Raw genomic sequence first — 22,376 nt, 5'->3', positions numbered from 1 at the left:
CAATCACCGCCATGCCGACCACCCCGCCCCCGGCCCCGCCGCCCGACCCCCTGCCGCTGCTCGCCGACCGGGCCCGTGCGCTGGCCCGCCCCGGGCGGCGGCGCATCCTCGGGATCGCGGGCGCGCCCGGCGCCGGGAAGTCCACCCTCGCCGCCCGCCTGGTCGCGGCCCTGGACGGCGGCGCGGTCCTGGTGCCCATGGACGGCTTCCACCTGGCCGGGAAGGAGCTGGACCGCCTCGGCCGCGCGGACCGCAAGGGCGCGCCGGACACCTTCGACGCCGCCGGGTACGCCGCCCTCCTCGCCCGCCTGCGCGCCCCCGAACCCGGCACCACCGTCTACGCGCCCGACTTCGACCGGGCCCTGGAAGAGCCCGTCGCCGGGGCGCTGCCCGTCCCGGCGGAGATCCCCCTGGTCGTCACCGAGGGCAACTACCTTCTGCACGACGCCGGCCACTGGGCCCGGGTGCGCCCCCTGCTGGACGAGGTCTGGTTCGTGCGGACCGAGGAGGCCGAGCGGGTCCGGCGGCTCGTCGCGCGGCACGTCCGGTACGGGAAGGAGCCCGCCCGCGCCGCGCGCTGGGTCCGGGAGTCCGACGAGGCCAACGCCCGGCTGGTGGAGGCGGGCCGGGACCGGGCGGACCTGGTCGTCGACCTGCCCTGAGCGCGCGCCCCGGCGCGGCCCGGCCTGGTGATCGACCTGCCCCGACCGCCCCCGCGCGCCCCTCGGTAGGCTCGGAGTCGGAGACGAGGGAAGACGGAGGCGGTCGACGTGGGGTGGTTCCGGCGGGGGCCGAAGCGCGACGGGCAGGACGGGCCCCGGGATGCCGAGTTCGCCTACTTCTCGGCCGCCGAGGGGGCGCGCTTCCGGGGCCTGGTGCGCGAGCAGTTCGCCGAACACGGCCTGGAGGTCACCGTCTACGCGGACATGGTGACCGACAGTTCCGGGCGACAGTTCGGCCTCGGCAACCTGGCCGCCGTCTGCCACAACGACGACCGCGGCCCGCGCGTCTGGCCCGGACTCGTCCACCGGCACATCGGAATGGTGCTGCGCACCATGGACGCCCCGTCCGCCCTGGACACCCTCCCCGCCGAGCAGATCCGCGCCCAGCTCTACCCGCGCGTGGTCGGCGCGGAAGGGCTCGACCCGGAGCACTTCGCCTACGCCCGGACCGTCGCCCCCGGGCTGTTCGAGATCCTGGCGCTGGACCTCCCCGAGAGCGTCATGATGCTCACCGACGAGGCCCTGGCTCCCCTCGGTGACCTGCCCTACCTCCGTGAGCAGGCGTTCTACAACCTCCGCGGGCTCCCGGTGGAGGCGCACGAGACCATCCGCGACGCCGAGGGGATGCGCTTCGAGGTGGTCCTCGGCGACTCCTTCTACACCGCGAGCCGGGTCCTGGCCCTGGACGCGGTGGTCCGCCAGGTCACGGGGAAGGAGCTGGGCAAGGACGGCGCCCTGGTCGCGATGCCCTTCCGCCACCAGCTCGCCTTCCACGCCATCCACGACACCGGCATGATCCGCGCCCTGAACGGGATGGCCGCCTTCGCCGCCGGCGGCTTCGAGGACACCCCCGGGGCCATCAGCCCCTATGTGTACTGGTGGCGCGACGGAACGTTCACGCAGCTCAGCGACCGGGACGAGGAGAGCGGCGGCCTGAAGATCGTCGTCGACGGGGACTTCCAGGAGCTGCTGGAACGGCTGGTCGCGGAGGACGGCGACGGTCCCGACCCGGCCTGAGCCCGGACCTGCTCCGACGCCGACCCGGCCCGAGGCGCACTCGCGCCCCGGCGCGGCGCGGACGACCATGGCAGGCGGGGCGGGCCGGGCCCGGCGCGTACCCCGGCGACCGACGAACCAGGGAGACCCGCATGACGAGCACCACCCCGACGCCGTCCGCCGCGGACCGGCCCGGCCCGGAGCCGTTCACCGCCGAGGACTACCGGGTCCGGATGGACCGGGCCGCCGAGGCCGCCGCCGACGCGGGGCTGGACGGCGTCCTGGTCGCCCCCGGACCCGACCTGATCCACCTCACCGGCTATCTGCCGGTGCCCACCGAGCGCCTGACCGTCCTGGTGCTCCGCGCGGGCGAGGACCCGGTCCTGGTCGTCCCCACCCTGGAGGCACCCGACGCCGCCGGGTCGGTCGGCGGCCCCGCGCTCAGCCTCCGCAACTGGACCGACGGCGCGGACCCGTACGCCACCGTCGCCCCGCTCCTCGGCGCCACCGGGCGCTTCGCGGTCAGTGACAACACCTGGGCCCTGCACCTGCTCGGCCTTCAACAGGCCCTGCCGGACGCCTCGTACGTCTCCCTCACCGCCGCGCTGCCCATGCTCCGGGCGGTGAAGGACGCGCATGAACTCGCCCGCCTCGCCGCCGCCGGAGAGGCGGCGGACCGGGCGTACGGCGAGATCCTGACGGTGCGCTTCGCGGGCCGCCGGGAGTCCGAGGTCGCCGCCGACCTCGCGGCCCTGCTGCTGCGGTTCGGCCACTCCCAGGTGGACTTCACCGTCGTCGGCTCGGGCCCCAACGGCGCCAACCCGCACCACGAGGCCGGTGAACGCGTCATCGAGCACGGCGACACCGTGGTCCTCGACTTCGGCGGCCTCAAGGACGGCTACGGCTCCGACACCACCCGGACCGTGCACGTGGGCGAGCCCTCGGTCGCCGAGCAGCACGTCCACGACGTGGTCCGGGAGGCCCAGCAGGCGGGCGTCGAGGCGGTCCGGCCGGGCGCCGCCTGCCAGGACGTGGACCGCGCGGCCCGGGAGATCATCGAGGCGGCCGGGTACGGGGATCTGTTCATCCACCGCACCGGCCACGGCATCGGCGTCACCACCCATGAACCGCCGTACATGATCGAGGGCGAGGAGCAGCCGCTGGTGCCCGGGATGTGCTTCTCGGTGGAGCCGGGCATCTATCTGCCGGGGCGGTTCGGGGTGCGGATCGAGGACATCGTCACGGTGACGGAGGACGGCGCCCGGCGCTTCAACAACACCTCGCGGGAGATGGCGATCGTCGAGTAGCGCCGGGCGGTCGGGTGACACATGACCGGTGCCGGCCGGCCTCCGTCCACCGGTCACGTGTCACCGGTGTGCGGGGGCCTCGGTCCGGTGCAGGTCAGGCGCCGGTGAGGACCACGCAGCTCTCCGGGGAGAGGTGCAGCACCCCGTCGCCGTCCGGGGGCTGGACCTTGCCCCAGGCCGCCGCGATCCGGCCGCCGCCCCCGAGCGGGATCGCGGCCGGGTCCGGGCCGAGGTTCACCGCGACCCGGGTGTCGCCCCGGCGGTAGGCCAGCCACTTGCCCTGCTCGTCGAAGGCGACCTTCACCGCCGCGAGGTCCGGGTCCGTGAGGTCCGGCAGGGTGCGGCGCAGTGCGATCAGCTCCCGGTACCAGGCCAGCAGGCCTGCGTGCGGCTCCCGTTCGCGTTCCGCGCGGTCCAGGCAGGACCGGTCGCGGGTGGCGGGGGCCTGCGGGTCGGGGATCTGCTCCGCCTGCCAGCCGTGCTCGGCGAACTCCCGCCGCCGGCCCGCTCGTACGGCCTCCGCCAGCTCCGGGTCGGTGTGGTCGGTGAAGTACTGCCACGGGGTCCCGGCGCCCCACTCCTCGCCCATGAACAGCATCGGCGTGGCCGGGCCGGTGAGCACCAGGGCCGCCGCGCACGCCTGGAGGCCGGGGGTGAGCGTGGCCGACAGGCGGTCGCCGAGGGCCCGGTTGCCGATCTGGTCATGGGTCTGGGAGTAGGCGACGAACCGGTGCGCGGGTGTGGTCGCGGTGTTGACGGGCCGTCCGTGGGTGCGGCCCCGGAAGGTCGAGTAGGTGCCGTCGTGGAAGAAGGCGCGGGTCAGGGTCTTGGCGAGGGCGGCCATCGGGGCGGTCGCGAAGTCGGCGTAGTAGCCCTGGGACTCGCCGGTCAGGGCGGTGTGCAGGGCGTGGTGGAAGTCGTCGTTCCACTGGGCGTGCAGGCCGATGCCGCCCTGGGGGCGGGGGGTCGTGGTGCGCGGGTCGCACAGGTCGGACTCGGCGATCAGGAAGAGCGGCCGCCCCAGGTCCGCCGCCAGTCCGTCCACCGCCGCCGCCAGTTCCTCCAGGAAGGTCAGCGCCCGGGTGTCGACCAGCGTGTGGACGGCGTCCAGCCGCAGTCCGTCGAGCCGGTAGTCCCGCAGCCAGGCCAGCGCACTGCCCAGGAGGTACGCCCGGACCTCGTCCGAACCGGGGGCGTCCAGATTGACCGCCGCGCCCCACGGTGTGTGGTGGGTGTCCGTGAAGTAGGGCCCGAAGACGGGGAGGTAGTTGCCCGCCGGGCCGAGGTGGTTGTGCACCACGTCCAGGACCACGCCGAGGCCGTGGCCGTGAGCCGTGTCGACGAATCGCTTCAGCGCCTCGGGGCCGCCGTACGGCTCGTGCACCGCCCACGGCGCGACCCCGTCGTAACCCCAGCCGTGGGTGCCGGGGAAGGGGCAGAGGGGCATCAGCTCGACATGGGTGACGCCGAGTTCGGCGAGTTCGCCCAGGTGCGCGGCGGCGGCGTCGAGGGTGCCCGCCGGGGTGTAGGTGCCGATGTGCAGCTCGTAGAGGACCGCGCCGTTCAGCCCCCGCCCCGGCCAGTCGTGCCGCCAGGCGTGCGCCCCCTGGTCGACGACCGCGCCCGGGCCGTCCGGGCCGTCGGGCAGCCGGCGGGAACGCGGATCGGGCCGGACGGGGCCGCCGTCGACCGCGAAGCCGTACCGGGCGCCGTCCCCGGCCTCCGCCTCGGCCTCCCACCAGCCGGGCCGGCCCTGGGCCCGCTCCATCGGGAGCTCCTCGCCGTCCAGCCACAGCGTCACGTGCTCCTCGGCGTTCGGCGCCCACACCTCGAACAGCAGCACTCGCGTCCCCTCGTCGTCGGTCCCCTGCGTCCGGTCCATCCTGGCAAGTCCGGGGTCTTCAGGCGGGGTCCTTGGGCCATTAAGGTCACCGGGCATGCCGATGCCGCCCGAGTCCTCGTCGTCCGCGTCTCCGTCGTCGTCCTCGCCCCCTTCTGTGGCCGCTTCTGTGTCCGCGTCCGGGCCGCTGCCCGTGTTCCCGCCCGGCTTCCTGTGGGGAGCCTCCGCCTCCGCCTTCCAGACCGAGGGGGCCGCCGACGCCGACGGCAAGGGGCCCTCCGGCTGGGACGCCTTCGCCGCCGCCGGGCGCGTCCGGGGCGGCGCGGATGCCGCGCGGGGCACCGGCTTCTACCACCGCTACCGGGAGGACGTGGCCCTCCTCGCCGGACTCGGCGTGGACGCCTTCCGCTTCTCGGTGAGCTGGCCCCGGGTGGTCCCCGGCGGCACCGGGCCCGTCAACCCGCACGGCCTCGACTTCTACGACCGCCTGGTGGACGAACTGTGCGCGCACGGCATCACGCCCGCGCCGACCCTCTACCACTGGGACACCCCGCTGCCCCTGGACGAGGCGGGTGGCTGGCTGAACCGGGACACCGCGCAGCGCTTCGCCGACTACGCCGCCGTGGTCGCGGAACGGCTCGCGGACCGGGTCCCGCTGTGGATGACCCTCAACGAACCCGCCGAGGTGACCCTCCTCGGCTACGCCCTCGGGGAGCACGCCCCCGGGCAGAAGCTCCTCTTCGACGCCCTGCCCGCCGCCCACCACCAGCTCCTCGCCCACGGCCTCGCGGCCCGGGCCCTGCGCGCCGCCGGGGCCGGGCGGGTCGGCATCGCCGTCTCCCACTCACCGGTGCGCGCGGCCGGGGACACGGAGGAGGACCGGTTCGCCGCCGGACTGTACGACACCCTCACCAACCACCTGTTCGCGGACCCGCTGCTGACCGGCGCCTACCCGGACGAGTCGATCGCCGCCCTGATGCCCGGCCCGGTCGCCGAGGACCTGGCCCTCATCGCGCAGCCCCTGGACTTCTACGGTGTGAACTACTACCACCCGATGCTGGTCGGCGCTCCGCACCCGGCCGCGCCGGACGCCCTGGACAGCTTCGGGGGCGTCGGGATGCCGGAGGGGCTGCCGTTCGGGCTCCGCGACATCCCCGGGACCGAACGCACCGCCTTCGGCTGGCCCGTCGTCCCCGAGGGCCTGCGCGAACTCCTCCTGCTGCTGAAGGAGCGCTACGGGGACCGGCTGCCGCCCGTGCTGATCACCGAGAACGGCTGCTCGTACGAGGGCGTCGACGACCCGCGCCGGATCGCCTTCCTGGACGGCCATCTGCGAGCCCTGCACGCGGCGATCACCGAAGGGGTGGACGTGCGCGGGTACTTCACCTGGTCGCTGACCGACAACATCGAGTGGGCCGAGGGCGCGGCGCAGCGCTTCGGACTGGTGCACATCGACTACGAGACACTGGCGCGCACGCCGAAGGCGTCGTACGGCTGGTACCGGGACGCGATCGCGGCGCAGCGGGCCGCCCACGGGGCGGGGTGAGGTGCGGGGGCGGGTGGCGGGTTTTCGGACCGTGGTGGCGCGGGCGGGGCCTCGGGCGGGCGGCGGGCCGTGGTGCGGGGCCACCCGCCCGGGGTGCCGGCGGGGCGTCAGCCGGTGCCGCCCGGCACGAAGTTGATGCGCTCCCTGACCACCGGGTGGCCCGCCTTGGCGAAGTTCGCCGCCATCGGCGTGTTCCCCTGGTCGGTGGCGCCCGCCACGAACTCCGCGCCCCGCTCGGCGAGGAAGCGCGTGCACTCCACCAGCAGGTCGTACGCGTAGCCCCGGCCGCGCTGCTCGGGCAGGACGCCGATGAAGCCGACGCACGGGCCGGACGGGTTGTGCGCCGGGATGTGGATGCCGGCGAACTCGCCCCCTGCCGTGTGCGCGACCTGCCACCACTCGCGCGGGGACGGGCACCAGTGGAAGAACTCCAGCTCCTCCCGGGCCGCCTGCTCGACCCCGCCCTCCGCGATCGCCCGCAGGGCGTGCGCGTCGAGGGTGGCGGAGTGGATGCGCTTCAGCGCGTCGAAGAACACGGCGTCGTCCGGCTCGGGCCGGAAGCTCAGACGGCCCGGCCGCTCGGGGAGACCGTGCTCGGGGGTCCAGCGGTAGAGGTAGCGCTCGACGAGGAGTGCGTAGCCGGCGGCCTGCGCCGCGCGCATACGGGTCTCGCCCGCGGCCCGGGCGAGCGGGTCCTCCCGCCAGCCGGGCGGAAGGGTGAGTTCCAGTTCCACCCGGTGCGGGGCGGAGCGCAGCAGGGCGGCGCCGGCCTCCTCCTCGCCCTCGGCGACGTCGAACCAGTTGATGTTCACCGGGGTCGTGTCGTCGGGGCCGCCCCACCAGGCGCCGCGGGCCACGACCCGGCCGTCGCGCAGGGCGACCCGCTTCCACTCGGGGCGGTGGACCGTGCGCGCGTGCGAGACGGCCGCGCCGAGGGGGTCGGGCAGGGTGTCGAAAAGGTGCGCGTCGCTCGCGTCGAGCGCGCGGATGACCAGATCGGTCATGAGGGGGATCCTCCGGGAGTGAACTGCGGAGCGCTCCCGGTCAGCCGTCGAACGCCGGGCGGGCGGGAAGGGAGCGCGGGACAACTGCTGCGGTGTGCACGGCACTCGCCTCCTTCCGTCTCCGGGGCGTCCTCCAGGGCGTCGCGATCACGGTAGACGCCCGGGGGCGGGCGGTCCACGGGTTTCCGGCGGGCCCGTGGTTCGAGGACGGTCCAGGGGTTTCGTGGCGCCGCCGGTCACAGGCCCGCCGAGGCGGATGAATCCGACAAATCGCCCATGGTGGCGAACCGTTCCGCCCGCGCCGTCCGGATCACGTGGCTGCTTCTGGACACCCCGGGCCCTTCGGCCCGACAATTCGGATGTGACCTCGTCCTATGAACTGCCCTCCTACCCCGCCCGGGTCTCCGACGCGGAGCGCGAACGCGCCCTCGACGTGCTCAGGGAGGGCGCGGCCCAGGGCAGGCTGTCGCACGATACCTTCGTGCACCGGATGGGTCTGGTGCTCGCCGCGCGGGTGCCCGAGGAGCTGGCGGCGGTCACCGCGGACCTCACCCCGGAGGGCGGCCTCTCCCGGCGGCTCTTCGGCTTCGTCGGCCGGATGTCGGCCTTCTCCGTGCGGATGCGGCGCGCCTGGCAGGCCGAGAAGCTTCCGCCACTGCTCTTGCCGGAGCCCGGCCCCAACCCGCTGCGGATCGGGCGGGACCCGGCGAACGGCCTGCGGCTCAGCCATGACTCGGTCTCCCGGCTCCACGCGGAGCTGAGCCGCCAGGGCCGGCTGTGGATCCTGCGCGACCTTGGGTCCACCAACGGCACCACGGTCAACGGGCGCCGGCTGACCGGTTCGATCGTCGTCCAGGACGGCGACATGGTCGGCTTCGGCAGCATGCTCTTCCGCCTCACCGCCCGCTGACCGCCCGCTGGCCGCCCGCTGACGGAGGCGGCGCGAACGGCCCGGCGGGGGCCGGTCGAGGCGGGCCGCGGACTCACCCGAACGGCCCACGCGGACTGCGCCCGGCGCGGCCCGGTGGTCGCCTGGATGCAGCCGTCGCCACGAGGAGCCGCGGCCGTGACAGGGGAGCCACAGATGCACGCGGACACCGACCCCGGCCCCGAGGCCACCCCGCCCGGCCCCTCGGCCGTGCCACCCAGCCCCGTCTCCCACCGCACCGTGCTGCTGCCCGGTCTGCCCACCGGGAACGAGCACGAACTGTACGAGGGCTACCGCAGGCTCCGCGAGGACCATCCGCTGACCTACGACTCCTCGGTCGGGGCCTGGCTGGTCAGCCGCTACCGCGATGTGGCCACCGCCCTGACCGATCTGCGCTTCACCCACGGCAACCGGCCCGGGGACGCGGCCTGCGCCGACCACAGCGCGCCCGTGCCGCCCTATCTGCGCGAGGTCGTCAAGCGGACCGCCTACGTCCTGGCGCGGCGCATCGCGGACCGGACGCAGGCCGACCTGGTGGACGAGTTCTGCCGCTGGCTGCCCTCCGGGTCGATGGGGGTGGGCGGCAGGAACGCCGGGCGGGCCCTGCTCGCCGGACGCTGCGTCTCCCAGGTCCCCGTCCGGGAGAAGGCCCTCGCCTCCTTCCTCGCCAATGTGCTGGACCATCCCGACCGGGTGGCCGCCCTGCGCGCCGAGCCCCGGCTGATCCAGCGGGCCTGGACGGAGTCCCTGCGGCGCGACCCGCCGGTGCTCGTGGTCATCCGCCGGACCTCCGCGACCGTGAAGCTCAGCGGCGGCACCCTGCCCGCGGGCGCCACCGTGGCCTGCCTCATCGGCGCCGCCGGCCGGGACCCGGAGCGCTTCCGGGACCCGGACCGGTTCGACATGCTCCGGGGCGACCCCGGGCAGCTCACCTACGGGCTGGGCGGCTGCCCGGCCGTCGGGCTCGCGGCGATGGAGGCCGAGTACGGGCTGCGGGCGCTCGTCGAGGCCATGCCGCGGATGCGCTGGGCGGAGGGCTTCCGGCCCGTCTCCAGTGGTCTGATCACCCGCTCTCCGAAGTCGCTGCTGGTCCGTCCGCTCGGCTGAGCAGGGCCACCGGACGGGCGGCGAACAGCTCCGCCAGCTGCACGGGCTCCTCGCCGGTGAACTCCCGTGAGGCGTCCAGGAGATCCGTCCACCGACCGGGGGGCAGGGTCAGCTCCGTGTCCCGCCAGCCGCCCTCGCGGTCGAGGCGGAGGGAGAGCCGGGTGACCGCGGTGACCACCCGCCCGGACCGCTGGAAGGCCACGCAGTGGTCCGCCGCCGGGCCGGCCGCCGTGAGGGGGGCGTAGGAGCCGTCCGCGCCGAACACCTCCGGGTGCGCCCGGCGCAGCCGCAGCGCCGCCACGGTGAGCGCCAGCTTCTCGGCCCCGAGCGCCACGTCCGGCCCGGCGCCCGCCCCGGGCGCCCGGTCCCGCGCACCCTCCTCCGCCCCGGGCTCGGGGTGCGGGGGCAGCGGGTCCGGCAGGGGCGGGCCGAAGCGGGCCGGAGCGCGGTTGTCCGGGTCGACCAGGGCCAGGAACTCCCGCTCCGAGCCCTGGTACACATCGGGGACGCCCGGCATCGTCAGATGTACCAGCGCCGCGCCCAGGACGTTCGCCCGGACGAACGGGGCGAGTTCCGCGACCAGTTCGGCGACGGACCGACGCGCGGCCCCCGCCGGGCCCGCGCCGACGAACGCCGACACCGCCTTCTCGTACGCCGCGTCCCCCTCCGTCCAGCTGGTGCGGACGCCAGACTCGCGGGCCGCCTTCAGCAGGGCCCCCTCCAGCCGGTCCGCGTCCGGCAGGCCGAGGCCGACCGCGGTCTGCCAGGCGACCCAGGCGAGCTGGGCGTCGGGGGCGGCCGCCGCCTGCCCGGGGAGCGATTCCAGGAAGCGGACCCAGCGCTCCGGCGTCTCGCTCAGCACCGCGATCCGGGCCCGCACATCCGCGCTGCGCTTGGTGTCATGGGTGGTCAGGACCGTGCCGGTGGCCGCCCAGTCGCGGGCCAGCCGGGCGCAGAACGCGTGGAAGGCGGCCGGGGCCACCGCCGGGTCGCCCGGGTCCCCGCCGACCTCGTTCGCCGAGATCAGGGGCGCGTAGCGGTAGAAGGCGGTGTCCTCCACGGCCTTGGCGCGCAGGGCGGAGGCCGTCTGCGCGAACCGGGCCCGGAAGCGGCGGTGGTCGGTGCCGTCCCCGAGGCGGCCGAGGGCCAGGTCGCGCACCACATCGACGGCCGCCGCCTCCTCGGCGACGGTGAAGGTCTCCCGGGCGGCCTGGGCCGCCTCCTCCGGCAGGGCGGCCTCCGGGTCCGCCGGGTACGGGCGGTAGACCGGCACCCGCACCAGCAGCTCGCGCAGGGCGGTGCGCAGCGCCCAGGGGGCGGTGTCCCGCAGGGCGGGGGAGCCGGCGCAGATCCGCTCGGCGAGCCGCACCAGGGTGGCGGTCTCGGCGGCCAGTTCGTGCGTCACCACCTCGTACGCCGCCCGGCGCACGGTGGACTCCCAGTGGCCGCCGAGGCCGTCCTCCGTGCCGGTGGCCTCCCGGTACGCCCCGGCGAGGCGGCGCAGCCCGGCCGGGTCCGTGAAGAGGCCGTCGACACGGTGGAGCGCGTCGTACCCGGTGGTCCCGGCGACGGGCCAGCCGGCGGGCAGGTGCTCGGGCCCGGTGAGGATCTTCTCCACGACGATCCAGCAGTCGCCCCCCGCGGCCTCGTGGAGCCGGCGCAGATAGCCCTCCGGGTCGGCCACGCCGTCCGGGTGGTCCACCCGCAGGCCCTCGACCACGCCCTCGCGCACCAGCTGGAGGATCTTGGCGTGTGTCGCGTCGAAGACGACCGGGTCCTCGACGCGGACGCCGATGAGGTCGGAGACGGTGAAGAAGCGGCGGTAGTTCAGCTCGGTGCGGGCCAGGCGCCACCAGGCGAGGCGGTACCACTGGGCGTCGAGCAGCTCGGGCAGCGGCAGATGAGCGGTGGACTCGCGCAGGGGGAAGTGCTGCTCGCCGTGGACCAGTTCGCCGCCCTCGGTCCGCAGGCTGCCCAGCTCCTCGCCGATCGGCCCCGGCAGGACGGGCAGCAGGACCTTGCCGTCCCCCGCGTCCCAGTCGATGTCGAACCAGCGGGCGAAGGGGGAGTGGGGGCCCTCGCGCAGGACCTCCCACAGGGCCCGGTTGTGGCGGGGGGCCGCCGCCATGTGGTTCGGCACGATGTCCAGCACCAGGCCCAGGCCGTGCTCCCGGGCCGTCCGGGAGAGGGCGCGCAGGCCCGCCTCCCCGCCCAGCTCCGCCCGGACGAGGCCGTGGTCGACGACGTCGTACCCGTGGGTCGAGCCGGGGACCGCCTCCAGCACCGGGGACAGGTGCAGATGCGAGACGCCGAGCGCGGCGAGGTACGGGACCGCCGCCTCGGCGGACGCGAAGGTGAACTCCGGCTGCAACTGGAGCCGGTAGGTGGCCGTGGGTGTCATGCGAACATACGTACCCGCCGTGAACCCGTCCGTGCGGTGCGGACCGGCTCTTCGGCATATCGAGTGATCGTCGCCCGGCCGGGAACTTTCCCGGTCCGCCGCCCCGACGGCGCGCGCCGGGGCCCGGAGGGCCGCGTTCCGCCCGTCCGGGCCCCGCATCCGGCGCTCAGGCCGGCCGGCGCAGCACCGTCATGCTCCGTCCCACCAGACGCAGCCGCTCCCCGGCGGCGAGGGTCTTGCCCTGCCCCGGCGGCACCCCCTTGGCGAGCGCGGTGTCGACGACGACCTGCCACTCCTCGCCGTGGTCGACCGGGACGGTGAAGTCCAGTTCCTCCCCGCTGGCGTTGAACATCAGCAGGAAGGAGTCGTCCGAGATCCGCTCGCCGCGCGGGCCCGGCTCGGAGATGGCGTGCCCGTTGAGGAACACCGACAGCGCCTTGGCGTGCGCGGCCTGCCAGTCGCGCGGCGCCATCTCCTCGCCGTGCGGGGTGAACCAGGCGATGTCGGTCAGCTCGTCGTGGGTGCCCTCCACCGGGCGGCCGTGGAAGAACCGCCGCCGCCGGAAGACCGGGTGGTCGCGCCGCAGCCACACCATCGTCTTGGTGAAGGCGAGCAGCGAGCCCTCCTCGTCCTCGCCCGGCTCGGGCCAGTGCACCCAGGCGATCTCGTTGTCCTGGCAGTAGGCGTTGTTGTTGCCGCCCTGGGTGCGGGCGAACTCGTCGCCGTGGCTGAGCATCGGCACGCCCTGGGAGAGCATCAGGGTCGCGATGAAGTTCCGCATCTGGCGCTCGCGCAGCTCCTGCACCCCGGGGTCGTCGGTCGCGCCCTCGGCGCCGCAGTTCCAGGAGCGGTTGTGGCTCTCGCCGTCGCGGTTGTTCTCGCCGTTGGCCTCGTTGTGCTTGCCGTTGTAGGAGACCAGGTCGTGCAGGGTGAAGCCGTCGTGGCAGGTGGTGAAGTTGATGGAGGCCAGCGGTCTGCGGCCGTCGTCCTGGTAGAGGTCCGAGGAGCCGGTGAGCCGGGAGGCGAACTCGGCCAGGGTGCGCGGTTCGCCGCGCCACAGGTCCCGCACGCAGTCCCGGTACTTGCCGTTCCACTCGGTCCACAGCGGCGGGAAGTTGCCCACCTGGTAGCCGCCCTCGCCCACGTCCCACGGTTCGGCGATCAGCTTCACCTGGCTGACCACCGGGTCCTGCTGGACCAGGTCGAAGAACGAGGAGAGCCGGTCCACCTCGTGGAACTGGCGTGCGAGGGTGGCCGCGAGGTCGAAGCGGAAGCCGTCGACGTGCATCTCGGTGACCCAGTACCGCAGCGAGTCCATGATCAGCTGGAGGACGTGCGGGCTGCGCATCAGCAGGGAGTTGCCGGTGCCCGTGGTGTCCATGTAGTAGCGGCGGTCCTCGGTCAGCCGGTAGTACGACTCGTTGTCCAGGCCCCGGAAGGAGAGGGTCGGGCCCAGGTGGTTGCCCTCGGCGGTGTGGTTGTAGACCACGTCGAGGATGACCTCGATGCCGGCCCGGTGCAGTGCCTTCACCGCCTGCTTGAACTCCAGCACCTGCTCGCCCCGGTCGCCCCAGGAGGCGTAGCTGTTGTGCGGGGCGAAGAAGCCGATGGTGTTGTAGCCCCAGTAGTTGTTCAGCCCGGCGTCCACCAGGCGGTGGTCGTTGACGAACTGGTGCACCGGCATCAGCTCGATCGCGGTCACGCCCAACTCGGTCAGATGCGAGATCACCGAGGGGTGTGCGAGGCCCGCATAGGTGCCCCGCAGCTCCGGCGGCAGGTCCGGGTGGAGCATCGTCAGGCCCTTGACGTGGGCCTCGTAGATGACCGTCCGGTGGTAGTCGGTGCGCGGGGGGCGGTCGTCACCCCAGTCGAAGTACGGGTTCACCACGACCGACGACATGGTGTGCGGCGCCGAGTCGAGGTCGTTGCGGGAGTCGGGGCGGCCGAAGTGGTAGCCGTACACCGACTCGTTCCAGTCGACCGAGCCGCTGATCGCGCGGGCGTAGGGGTCGAGGAGGAGTTTGGCGGAATTGCAGCGCTGCCCGCGCTCCGGCGCGTACGGGCCGTGGACCCGGTAGCCGTAGCGCTGACCGGGCATCACACCCGGCAGATACGCGTGGCGGACGAACGCGTCGGTCTCGCGCAGCTCGACCGCCGTCTCCGAACCGTCGTCGTGGAGCAGGCACAGCTCGATGCGCCGTGCCGCCTCCGAGTGCACTGCGAAGTTGGTGCCGGCGCCGTCGTACGTGGCGCCGAGGGGATACGCCTGTCCCGGCCAGACCTGCATAGATTCGACTCTTCCATTTCTGATCCGGGGAACGGGGGACTCTCGGCCAAGATCCTCCCCCAAATCGGGGCAAGCTCCTAGGACCTTCGTCATTCCGGTCACCCGGGTCAACCTCGTGTGCCGTCGCGTCGCCGTACGCGCGGGCGCACGCCCGCGCGGGGGCCGACCCGCCGGCGCGGACCGGCGCCAGGGGCCTGACGTCTATGAATCCGCTCACCCCGGAAGAGGTGCCCACTCGGAACGGTCCTCACAATCAGGGGAGTTGAGAAACAACCCCGCTCATCCTGCTGCACCCGCTCCCGTCGGCGGAGTAGGCTCCTTGATCGTCGACGACAGGCGTGAAGAGCGGCGTGAAGACAGGCGCGAGACGGGCGTGAAGTGGAGCAGAAGGCGGTGCGCGGGTGAGCTCGGGAGGGCTGGAGCTACCCCCCGGTGACGCGGGTCATGAGGGGGAGGACTCCGCCGGGATCCCGCCAGGAGCCGTGTCGCTCGCGCGGCCGGTCGAGATCGGCGCGGAGCTGGACTGGGACGCGGACGCCTGGAGTGAGGTGCGCACCCGCGCCCAGCGCGCCGGCCGGGCCTACATCTGGCTGAATCTGGTGGAGCAGCGGCTGCGCGCCGTGGTCGCCGCGGTGCTGCGCCCCGTCTACGACCCCGTCCACGGCGAGGACTGGGTGGTCGCCGCGGCCGGCCCGGCCGGGCAGGAGTGGGTGCAGCGGGCGGTCGCCGTGCGGGAGGTCTCCCGGCGCAAGGGCTATCTGCTGGACCCGGCCGACGACAACGTCCTCTCCTTCCTCACCCTGCCCCAGCTGCGCGAGCTGATGGTGCAGCACTGGCCCTGCTTCGAGCCCTACTTCGACGACCGCCGGGACGTGGAGCTGGCCCTCGACGAGCTGGAGGTCGCGCGGAACGTCGTCTCCCGCAACCGCGCCCTCAACGAGGCCGTCCTCGCCCAGGCCGAGCGCGCATCCGCCCGCCTGCTGGAGATACTCGGCAGCGGCGCGGGCGTGCCCTCGGCCGACCGGCTGCCCGTGGACGCCGTCGAGGACCTGGTCGGGGACCGGTACGCGGACGTGGTCTCCGTCCACCCGGACCGGGTCGGACTCCAGCGCCAGCTGCCCGCGGAGGACCTGTTCGGCGGGGCGCGGCGCGTCGACGCGATCGGCATAGGTCTCAATCTGCTGGTGCAGAACTTCTCCGGCCGCCGCCTGGTGCGACTGGCCGAATCCGGCTGCCGGGTCCGGCTGCTCTTCCTCAACCCCGCCAGCAGCGCCGTGAAGCGGCGCGAGCGGGAACTCGGCATCAAGAAGGGCGAGCTGAGCCGGACCGTGGAGATGAACATCCTCCATGTGCGCCGGGTGCGCTCCCGGCTGCGCGACCCCGGCGCCTTCGAGATCCAGGTCTTCGACGAGACCCCCCGTTTCACCGCCTACCTGGTCGACGGGGACGGCTCCGACGGCCTGGCCGTCGTCCAGTCCTATCTGCGCCGTGCCCGGGGCATGGAGGCGCCGGTGCTGGTGCTGCGCGGCGGCGGCAGGCCCCTCGTCCGGCCGGGGCAGGACGGGGAGACGGGCCTGTTCCAGACCTACCGCGAGGAGTTCGAGTCGGTCTGGGCGGACTCGCGTCCGGTGTCCTGAAAACGCCGGTCCCGGGGCGGAGCCGGGGAGCGGGCCGCCCGCGTTGTCAGTGGCCCGTGCGATGGTGAAGATCCAACGGGGGGCGGCAGCCCGGCACCATGGAGGAGGGGGCATCATGTCCTGGCACGGGGGACCACTGGTCGGGTTCGACCTGGAGACGACCGGCACCGATCCGCTCGACGCGCGCATCGTGACGGCGGCCGTCGTCGAAGTGCGTCCGGGGGAGCCGGAGACCCGGCGCCTCTGGCTGGCCGACCCGGGGATACGGATTCCCGCCCAGGCCTCCGCCATCCACGGCATCAGCAACGAACGGGCCACCGCCGAGGGGCGGCCCGCCCGGGAGGTCGCCGACGAGGTCGCCGGGGTGCTCACCGGCCACTGGCGCCGGGGCGTCCCCGTCGTCGCGTACAACGCCGCCTTCGACCTGACCCTGCTCAGTGCGGAGCTGCGCCGCCACGGGCTCCCCTCACTGGCGGAGCGGCTGGGTGGCCGCCCGACCGGACCGGTGATCGACCCGTACACCATCGACCGGGCCGTGGACCGCTACCGCAAGGGCAAGCGCACCCTGGAGGCCGTCTGCGCCGAGTACGGCGTGGTCCTCGACGGCGCCCACCGGGCGGACGCGGACGCGCTCGCCGCGGTCCTGGTCGCCCGCGCGATAGCCGGGCGCCACCCCTCGGTGGCGCTTCTCGATCCCGAGCAACTGCACGAGAACCAGGTGCGGTGGTACGCGCAGTGGGCCGCCTCCTTCCAGGAGTTCCTGCGGCGCAAGGGCACCCGGGATGCGGTGGTCGACCCGGCCTGGCCGCTGCGCGAACTCGTCCCCGCCGCGGGCGCCTGAGCGCCCCCGGCGCGCGGGTCCGCGCCGTGCCGGAGGCGTCCGCCCCGGTCCGGGGGGCGTCCGGCGATGGGCGGTTCGTCCGCAACGCCCTGGCCGGACAACGACGTTGACGCCCCGCGCACCCTTGTCCATCGAGCAGTTGTTCTTCCATAATCACCGGGCGCTCTGCGAACTCATCCCCCACTGGGTTCGGACGAGTCACGGCACGCCGCGTCCGCGCGGCCGCCGTGTGCTGCCGCGCTTCGGCATGTCCGCTTCCGGTGGGTCCGGGTTGCCGTACGGCGTACAACCCCCCACGAGAGGAAGTCTGTTGCGGAACTACCTCAAGCTCAGCTCCGTCATCGCCACCGGTGCGCTCGCCCTCGGGACGCTCGGTCTCCAGTCCGCCACGGCCTCGGCCGCCCCCGAACCGACCCCACGCGGTGAGATGGGCCCCATGGTCGTCGGCGGCACCCCGGCCGAGCAGGGCGAATTCCCGTTCCTGGTCCGCCTGTCCATGGGCTGCGGCGGTGCCATGTACGCCAAGGACCTCGTCCTGACCGCCGCGCACTGTCTCGACGGCAGCGGTCCGGACACCTCCATCACCGTCACGGGCGGCGTCGTTGACCTGGAGGACCCCGCGGCGCAGACCGCGAAGTCCACCGAGGTCCTCCAGGCCCCCGGCTACAACGGGACGGGCAAGGACTGGGCGCTGGTCAAGCTCGACAAGGAGCTCGACCTGCCCACCCTGCCCATCGCCAAGGACGCCTCGCTCAACGAGGGCGAGTTCGACATCGCCGGCTGGGGCGCCGACAAGGAGGGCGGCCAGCAGCAGCGGTATCTGCTGAAGGCCAAGGTGCCCTTCGTCGACGACGCCACCTGCCAGGGCGCCTACCCGGAGCTGGTCGCCGACGAGGAGCTGTGCGCCGGCAAGCTGGACACCGGCGGCACCGACACCTGCCAGGGCGACTCCGGCGGCCCGATGTTCCGCAAGGACGAGGCCGGCGAGCTGATACAGGTCGGCATCGTCAGCTGGGGCGAGGGCTGCGCGCGTCCCGGCAAGCCGGGCGTCTACGCGGAGGTGAGCCACTTCGCCGCGGACATCGAGAAGGCCGCGGCCGAACTGAGCGGCTGATCCGTCCCGGTCGGGTGATCCGTTCCGGCCGGTGATCCGGCCGCCGTACCGCCGTGTCCCCGCCCCGGGTGTCCGCACCCGGGGCGGGGCGCGGTGGTTCCGGGGCGGGCGCCGGGCCGGTTCGGGGGGCTGCCCGGCGGGAGTTCTGTCGCGAAGATCACTCCGGGCCGGTTGAGGTGGCAGGGGCCCCCGGGCCCTGTGATGGGATGGTCCGATGCGACCCCCCACACGCATATCAGCACAGTCCCGCAACCCCTACGACGAACTCGCCCAACTGGCGGACCCGGAGCCCGAGGCGGACGGCGCGACCGCCGGGACCTCCCGGATCCTCCCGCCGGTGCGCGGCCTCCCCTCCGACGACGGCCCCGATCCCGACCCCTGGGAGCCCCCCAACCACCGCGGCCGCGGCCGGCTCCGCGCCCTGCCGGCCGTCGTCAAGACCCTTGTCCCGCTGGTCGCCGGCGCGGTGTTCCTGGTCGCGGCTGACCGCCTGGCCGTGGTGTACGCGGAGGACCGCGCGGCCGAGAAGATCCAGGACACCCTGAGCCTGCGGGCCGAACCCGATGTCGACATCAAGGGCTTCCCCTTCCTGACCCAGGTGGCGCGCGAACGCATCGACCGGGCCGAGGTCCGGCTGCCGGACGTGGACGCGGGCAAGGTCTCCCTCGCCGAGGTGCAGGCCACGGTGCGCGGCGTCAGCACCGTCGGTGAACTGACCGCCCCCAAGGGGGTCGACCTCCAGGACGTGCGCGGCGACGTCCTTGTCTCCTTCGACGACCTCGACCGCGAACTCGGTGCCTCGCACATCACCTTCTCCGAGGCGGGGCCGGCCGCCGTGCGCATCAAGGGCGGGATCGACGTCGCCGGGCGCACGATCGGCGTCCGCGCCGAGGCGCGCATCGGCCTGCGCGACGGGCGCGAGCTGTCCACCACGGTGACGGGCATGCGGCTGGACGTGCCGGGCCTGTTCACCTACCGCCCCGGGTCGGGCGCGGAGGGCGGCGGACTGCGGCTGCACCCGGAGGCGGCGGCCCGGATCAGCGAGGAGACGGCCCGGGTGAAGGCGCTGTTCGACGTGCCGGCCGTGGTGGAGCGGCTGGGCATCCCGCGCGCCCGGGTCGAACAGGCGCTGCGCAGCGAACGGGAACTGGCGGAACTGACCGGCTCCCCGCGCTTCCTGAAGCAGCTGACCGAGGTCAACCTCATCGACCTGGTCGCCGAGCACCCCTGGCTGCTGGAGAAGGCGGGGATCGACCCCGCCCTCGTCGGCGCGCTGATGAAGCTGCGGCTGCCGGAGCTGTCGGACCGGCTGTCGTGGTCCTTCACCCTGCCCGAGTCGCTGGGCGGTGTGCGGCTGCGCGACATCTCCGTGGAGAAGGAGGGCATCCGCGCGCGGCTGACGGGCAGCGGCCTGCGGCTGGGCGGCGGGGACGCGGGGCCGGCGCGCGCGTCGGGGCCGCTGGTCCGCTGAGCCCGGGGCGCGCTCCGGGCTCCGGCCCGCGTCAGAAGGGGCGCCAGCGGACCTCGGGATCGCCGTCGCGCAGGGAGGCGACCCGGCGGCGGAACTCGGCCAGGGCCTTCGGGTCGGACGGGGCGTGCTGGGCCACCCAGGCGCAGCTCGCCGTCTCGCGGGCGCCGCGCAGGACCGCGCAGCCGTCCCAGGTACGCACGTCCCAGCCGTACGCCTCGGTGAAGGAGTCGTAGGCCGCCGGGTCCAGGCCGTAGCGGTCCCGGGACAGGGCCATCACCACGAGGTCGTGCTCGCGCAGGTCCGAGGAGAAGGTCTCCAGGTCGACCAGGACCGGCCCGTCCGGGCCGACATGGACGTTGCGGGGGAGGGCGTCGCCGTGCACCGGGCCGGGCGGCAGCTGCGGGACGAGGGCGGCGGCGGCCGCGGTGAAGCCGTCGCGGCGCTCGCGCAGATAGGCGGCGTCCGCCGGGTCGATCGCGTCGCCCGCCAGCCGCAGCCAGCGCTCGACCCCGCCCAGCAGCTCGCGCGGCGGGAGGGCGAACGGCGGCGCGGGCAGGGCGTGGACCAGTCGCAGCAGGGCGGCGAGGTCCGCGGGGGCGGCCGGGCGGACGGCGTCGGGCAGCCCGTGCCAGAGGGTGACCGGGTGCCCCTCGGCCGTGCGCGGCTCCGGCTCGGCGGCGCGGACGGCGGGCACTTCGGCCTCGGCGAGCCAGCCGGCGACGGTGAGTTCGCGCTCCGCGCGGGGGAGGAGGGAGGGGTCCCGGCCCACCTTGACGACGAGGTCTCCGGTGGCGAACACGGCGTTCTCGCCGAGCGCGAGCAGCCGCGCGGCGTCGGCCTCGCCGCCCGTGAACCCGGCGGCCGCGAGCAGCTCGCGTGCGCGTGTCTCGTCCATGCGTGTCTCCGTCTCCGTGCCTGTGCCTGTGCCTGTGCCTGCGCCGGGCCCGCGCCCGCGCCCGGCCTGCCGTGCCCGGGGCGACCGGGCCTCCCGGCCCCTCCTTGTCGGGGCCGTTCCGGAACGGCCCCGGCCTCGGAGGCCGGACCTGTGCCGGACGGCCGGGCCTTGCCCGGTCGTCCAGGCGTGGCCCCGCCCGGCCCGGAGGTACCGGTCCCGGGCTCGGCCCGGTCCCGGGCTGCCGCCCCGGCCGGCCCGGAGGAGCGAGTCCGCCCTCCGGACCCGGTCCCGGGCTGTCCGCGGTCCCGGGCTACCGCCCGGCCGGGGGGCGTCGGGGCCTCCCGGCCTGCGGGGCCGTTCCCCGCGTCCGGGCCCTACCCGGGTCTGCCCGGCCGGGTCCGGGGCCCGGCCCGCAGACCCGGACCTGCGTCCGGCCCGGCCCGACGCCCGGTCCTGGCCCGGAGAAGCGACTCCGCCCTCCGGACCCGGGCTGCCCGCGGTCCCGGGCTGTCCGCCCGGCCGGGGAGCGTCGGGGCCTCCCGGACCGCGGGGCCGTTCCCCCTGCCCGGCCCCGGCCCGTTCCCGGCCCGGAAGGCCGGACCCCGGACCCGCCCGGGGCCCGGAGCCGGGGTGCTGCTCCGGGCCAGTCTCGCACTGGCCGGCCGCGGTCTTGACGGAGCCCGGGCCGGTCGCACGATGGCGGGGCCCGGGCCGCCGAGCGCCGCCGGGGTGGGACGGGAAACCCCGGAAGGAGTCGCCTCCGTGAGACCGACCACCACCGCGCGGCGGCGATCCGGTGGGCGGCGGGAATACGGGGCCTGGTTCCTCGTGCCGCCCGCGCTGCTGCCGATCCCGGAACGGCTGGTGGAGGACGGGAACCCGGTGCCGGCGCGCTACCGGAGGTGAGGCGGGACCGAATATGGTTGCACGAGACGTATCGTCTCGTTTAGAGTGAGGCGCATGACCACTACCCCCGCGCACATCGCCATGTTCTCCATCGCCGCCCCCGGCCATGTGAACCCGAGCCTGGAGGTGATCAGGGAACTCGTCGCCCGGGGGCACCGCGTCAGCTACGCGATCCCGGCCTCGTTCGCCGACCGGGTCGCCGCGACCGGCGCCCGCCCGGTCGTCTACCACTCGACCCTGCCGACCGGTGACGACCCCGACGCCTGGGGCACCGAACTCATCGACAACATCGAACCGTTCCTGCACGACGCGATCCAGGCCCTGCCCCAGCTCGCCGACGCCTTCGCCGGTGACGAACCCGACCTGGTGATCCACGACATCACCTCCTACCCGGCGCCCGTGCTCGCCCACCGCTGGGGTGTCCCCGCCGTCTCCCTCTCGCCGAACCTGGTCGCCTGGGAGGGGTACGAGGAGGAGGTCGCGGCGCCGATGCTCGCCGAGCTGAAGGCGTCCGGGCGCGGCCAGGCGTACTACGCGCGCTTCGGCGCCTGGCTGGCGGAGCACGGGATCACCACCGACCCGGACCGCTTCGTCGGCCGGCCGCGCCGCAGTGTCGTCCTCATCCCCCGGGCCCTCCAGCCGCACGCCGACCGGGTCGACGAGTCGGTGTACTCCTTCGTCGGCGCCTGCCAGGGCGAGCGCGGCGACCAGGGGGAGTGGCGGCGGCCGGCGGACGCCGAGAAGGTGGTCCTGGTCTCCCTGGGCTCCTCGTTCACCAAGCAGCCCGCGTTCTACCGGGAGTGCGTGAAGGCGTTCGGGGACCTGCCCGGCTGGCACACCGTCCTCCAGATCGGCAAGCACGTCGACCCGGCCGAACTCGGCGAGGTGCCCGCGAGCGTCGAGGTGCGCGACTGGGTGCCGCAGCTCTCCGTGCTGCGCCGGGCGGACGCCTTCGTCACCCACGCGGGCGCGGGCGGCAGCCAGGAGGGGCTGGCGACGGGCACCCCGATGGTGGCCGTGCCGCAGGCCGTGGACCAGTTCGGCAACGCGGACATGCTGGTCGCCCTCGGGGTGGCCCGCCGGCTCGACACCGAGGAGGCCACGGCGGAGGCGCTGCGCGAGGCGGTGCTCGCCCTCGTTGGCGACGCGGAGGTCGCGGCCCGGCTGGCGGAGATCGGCGCCGGGATGGCCAAGGAGGGCGGCACCCCGCGAGCGGCCGACCTGATCGAGGCCGAACTCCCGCGCTGAGGAGCGCCGGAGGGCGAAGGTACGGCGGAAAGCCGAGGGCCCCGACACAGCGCCCGAGCAGTGGTCCGCGACGCATGGTTCGACTCTTCATCGTCTCTTCCCTTCTAGGCATGGTTCTCTGCTATA

The 22,376-nt window shown here is 74.5% G+C and carries 17 protein-coding genes; 12 read left to right on the top strand and 5 right to left on the bottom strand.

Features of this window, described 5'->3' with window-relative positions; all coding sequences use genetic code 11:
• Positions 1 to 11 precede the first annotated feature (11 nt).
• The 3 genes from ABZ457_RS01760 (at position 12) to ABZ457_RS01750 (ending at position 3,025) form a co-directional block, all read left to right on the top strand.
• Positions 12 to 662 carry a nucleoside/nucleotide kinase family protein gene (locus tag ABZ457_RS01760; protein ID WP_359152742.1) on the top strand — a complete coding sequence of 217 codons (651 nt, stop codon included), beginning with the start codon at positions 12 to 14 and terminating at the stop codon, positions 660 to 662.
• A gap of 108 nt (positions 663 to 770) precedes the next feature.
• Entirely contained in the window at positions 771 to 1,739 is a 969-nt protein-coding gene (locus tag ABZ457_RS01755) for a hypothetical protein (RefSeq protein WP_359152740.1), read from the top strand.
• Between the two features lie 131 nt (positions 1,740 to 1,870).
• Positions 1,871 to 3,025, top strand: a complete 1,155-nt coding sequence (locus ABZ457_RS01750) for an aminopeptidase P family protein (protein WP_359152738.1) — start codon at positions 1,871 to 1,873, stop codon at positions 3,023 to 3,025.
• 94 nt (positions 3,026 to 3,119) lie between these two features.
• Here the strand turns inward: ABZ457_RS01750 and treZ are convergent, their stop codons facing one another.
• Positions 3,120 to 4,865, bottom strand: a complete 1,746-nt coding sequence (gene treZ, locus ABZ457_RS01745) for a malto-oligosyltrehalose trehalohydrolase (protein ID WP_359153085.1) — start codon at positions 4,863 to 4,865, stop codon at positions 3,120 to 3,122.
• Between the two features lie 97 nt (positions 4,866 to 4,962).
• On the opposite strand from treZ, the gene ABZ457_RS01740 reads away from it, so the two are divergent.
• On the top strand, positions 4,963 to 6,411 hold the full coding sequence (locus tag ABZ457_RS01740) for a GH1 family beta-glucosidase (RefSeq protein WP_359152736.1): 1,449 nt from the start codon (positions 4,963 to 4,965) through the stop codon (positions 6,409 to 6,411).
• Between the two features lie 107 nt (positions 6,412 to 6,518).
• On the opposite strand, the gene ABZ457_RS01735 is transcribed toward ABZ457_RS01740, so the two are convergent.
• The gene (locus ABZ457_RS01735) at positions 6,519 to 7,415 is read right to left on the bottom strand and encodes a GNAT family N-acetyltransferase (protein WP_359152734.1); all 897 of its coding nucleotides are present in this window, start codon (positions 7,413 to 7,415) and stop codon (positions 6,519 to 6,521) included.
• Positions 7,416 to 7,776: 361 nt separating this feature from the next.
• Here ABZ457_RS01735 and ABZ457_RS01730 point away from each other — a divergent pair, with 361 nt between their 5' ends.
• A complete protein-coding gene (locus ABZ457_RS01730) occupies positions 7,777 to 8,325 on the top strand; it encodes a DUF1707 and FHA domain-containing protein (protein WP_359152732.1) in 549 nt (182 codons plus the stop codon).
• A gap of 174 nt (positions 8,326 to 8,499) precedes the next feature.
• Entirely contained in the window at positions 8,500 to 9,450 is a 951-nt protein-coding gene (locus ABZ457_RS01725; protein ID WP_359153082.1) for a cytochrome P450, read from the top strand.
• Here ABZ457_RS01725 and treY read toward each other — a convergent pair.
• Complete coding sequence (treY, locus tag ABZ457_RS01720; RefSeq protein ID WP_359152730.1) at positions 9,407 to 11,851, bottom strand: malto-oligosyltrehalose synthase; 2,445 nt, start codon at positions 11,849 to 11,851, stop codon at positions 9,407 to 9,409. The two genes, ABZ457_RS01725 and treY, sit on opposite strands and share 44 nt — an antisense overlap.
• A gap of 166 nt (positions 11,852 to 12,017) precedes the next feature.
• Entirely contained in the window at positions 12,018 to 14,138 is a 2,121-nt protein-coding gene (gene glgX, locus ABZ457_RS01715) for a glycogen debranching protein GlgX (RefSeq protein ID WP_359152728.1), read from the bottom strand.
• A gap of 401 nt (positions 14,139 to 14,539) precedes the next feature.
• Here glgX and ABZ457_RS01710 point away from each other — a divergent pair, with 401 nt between their 5' ends.
• The 4 genes from ABZ457_RS01710 (at position 14,540) to ABZ457_RS01695 (ending at position 19,201) form a co-directional block, all read left to right on the top strand.
• Positions 14,540 to 15,775: an SAV2148 family HEPN domain-containing protein gene (locus ABZ457_RS01710; protein ID WP_359152726.1), complete on the top strand. Its 1,236-nt coding sequence runs from the start codon at positions 14,540 to 14,542 to the stop codon at positions 15,773 to 15,775.
• Positions 15,776 to 15,890: 115 nt separating this feature from the next.
• The gene (locus ABZ457_RS01705) at positions 15,891 to 16,616 is read left to right on the top strand and encodes a 3'-5' exonuclease (protein ID WP_359152724.1); all 726 of its coding nucleotides are present in this window, start codon (positions 15,891 to 15,893) and stop codon (positions 16,614 to 16,616) included.
• Between the two features lie 310 nt (positions 16,617 to 16,926).
• Positions 16,927 to 17,730, top strand: a complete 804-nt coding sequence (locus ABZ457_RS01700) for a serine protease (RefSeq protein WP_359152722.1) — start codon at positions 16,927 to 16,929, stop codon at positions 17,728 to 17,730.
• A gap of 214 nt (positions 17,731 to 17,944) precedes the next feature.
• Positions 17,945 to 19,201 carry a DUF2993 domain-containing protein gene (locus ABZ457_RS01695; protein ID WP_359152720.1) on the top strand — a complete coding sequence of 419 codons (1,257 nt, stop codon included), beginning with the start codon at positions 17,945 to 17,947 and terminating at the stop codon, positions 19,199 to 19,201.
• Between the two features lie 31 nt (positions 19,202 to 19,232).
• Here the strand turns inward: ABZ457_RS01695 and ABZ457_RS01690 are convergent, their stop codons facing one another.
• Positions 19,233 to 20,096, bottom strand: coding sequence for an aminoglycoside phosphotransferase family protein (locus tag ABZ457_RS01690; RefSeq protein ID WP_359152718.1), 864 nt, complete (start codon positions 20,094 to 20,096; stop codon positions 19,233 to 19,235).
• A gap of 762 nt (positions 20,097 to 20,858) precedes the next feature.
• On the opposite strand from ABZ457_RS01690, the gene ABZ457_RS01685 reads away from it, so the two are divergent.
• A complete protein-coding gene (locus tag ABZ457_RS01685; protein ID WP_359152716.1) occupies positions 20,859 to 21,002 on the top strand; it encodes a hypothetical protein in 144 nt (47 codons plus the stop codon).
• 54 nt (positions 21,003 to 21,056) lie between these two features.
• Positions 21,057 to 22,250 (top strand): macrolide-inactivating glycosyltransferase, encoded by a 1,194-nt coding sequence (gene mgt, locus ABZ457_RS01680; RefSeq protein WP_359152714.1) that lies wholly within the window; start codon positions 21,057 to 21,059, stop codon positions 22,248 to 22,250.
• Positions 22,251 to 22,376: the final 126 nt, after the last annotated feature.

The sequence above is a fragment of the Streptomyces sp. NPDC005805 genome (genome assembly GCF_040630445.1).
Classification (GTDB): Bacteria; Actinomycetota; Actinomycetes; order Streptomycetales; family Streptomycetaceae; genus Streptomyces.
This window is presented reverse-complemented; position numbering and strand designations above follow the sequence as displayed.

What these genes read in the sequence shown, in the direction of transcription:
- ABZ457_RS01760 (WP_359152742.1), top strand. Translation starts at nt 12, where the DNA reads ATGCCGACCACCCCGCCCCCGGCCCCGCCGCCCGACCCCCTGCCGCTG.
- ABZ457_RS01750 (WP_359152738.1), top strand. Translation starts at nt 1,871, where the DNA reads ATGACGAGCACCACCCCGACGCCGTCCGCCGCGGACCGGCCCGGCCCG.
- ABZ457_RS01740 (WP_359152736.1), top strand. Translation starts at nt 4,963, where the DNA reads ATGCCGATGCCGCCCGAGTCCTCGTCGTCCGCGTCTCCGTCGTCGTCC.
- ABZ457_RS01735 (WP_359152734.1), bottom strand. Translation starts at nt 7,415, where the DNA reads ATGACCGATCTGGTCATCCGCGCGCTCGACGCGAGCGACGCGCACCTT.
- ABZ457_RS01725 (WP_359153082.1), top strand. Translation starts at nt 8,500, where the DNA reads ATGCACGCGGACACCGACCCCGGCCCCGAGGCCACCCCGCCCGGCCCC.
- treY (WP_359152730.1), bottom strand. Translation starts at nt 11,851, where the DNA reads ATGACACCCACGGCCACCTACCGGCTCCAGTTGCAGCCGGAGTTCACC.
- glgX (WP_359152728.1), bottom strand. Translation starts at nt 14,138, where the DNA reads ATGCAGGTCTGGCCGGGACAGGCGTATCCCCTCGGCGCCACGTACGAC.
- ABZ457_RS01705 (WP_359152724.1), top strand. Translation starts at nt 15,891, where the DNA reads ATGTCCTGGCACGGGGGACCACTGGTCGGGTTCGACCTGGAGACGACC.
- ABZ457_RS01695 (WP_359152720.1), top strand. Translation starts at nt 17,945, where the DNA reads ATGCGACCCCCCACACGCATATCAGCACAGTCCCGCAACCCCTACGAC.
- ABZ457_RS01690 (WP_359152718.1), bottom strand. Translation starts at nt 20,096, where the DNA reads ATGGACGAGACACGCGCACGCGAGCTGCTCGCGGCCGCCGGGTTCACG.
- mgt (WP_359152714.1), top strand. Translation starts at nt 21,057, where the DNA reads ATGACCACTACCCCCGCGCACATCGCCATGTTCTCCATCGCCGCCCCC.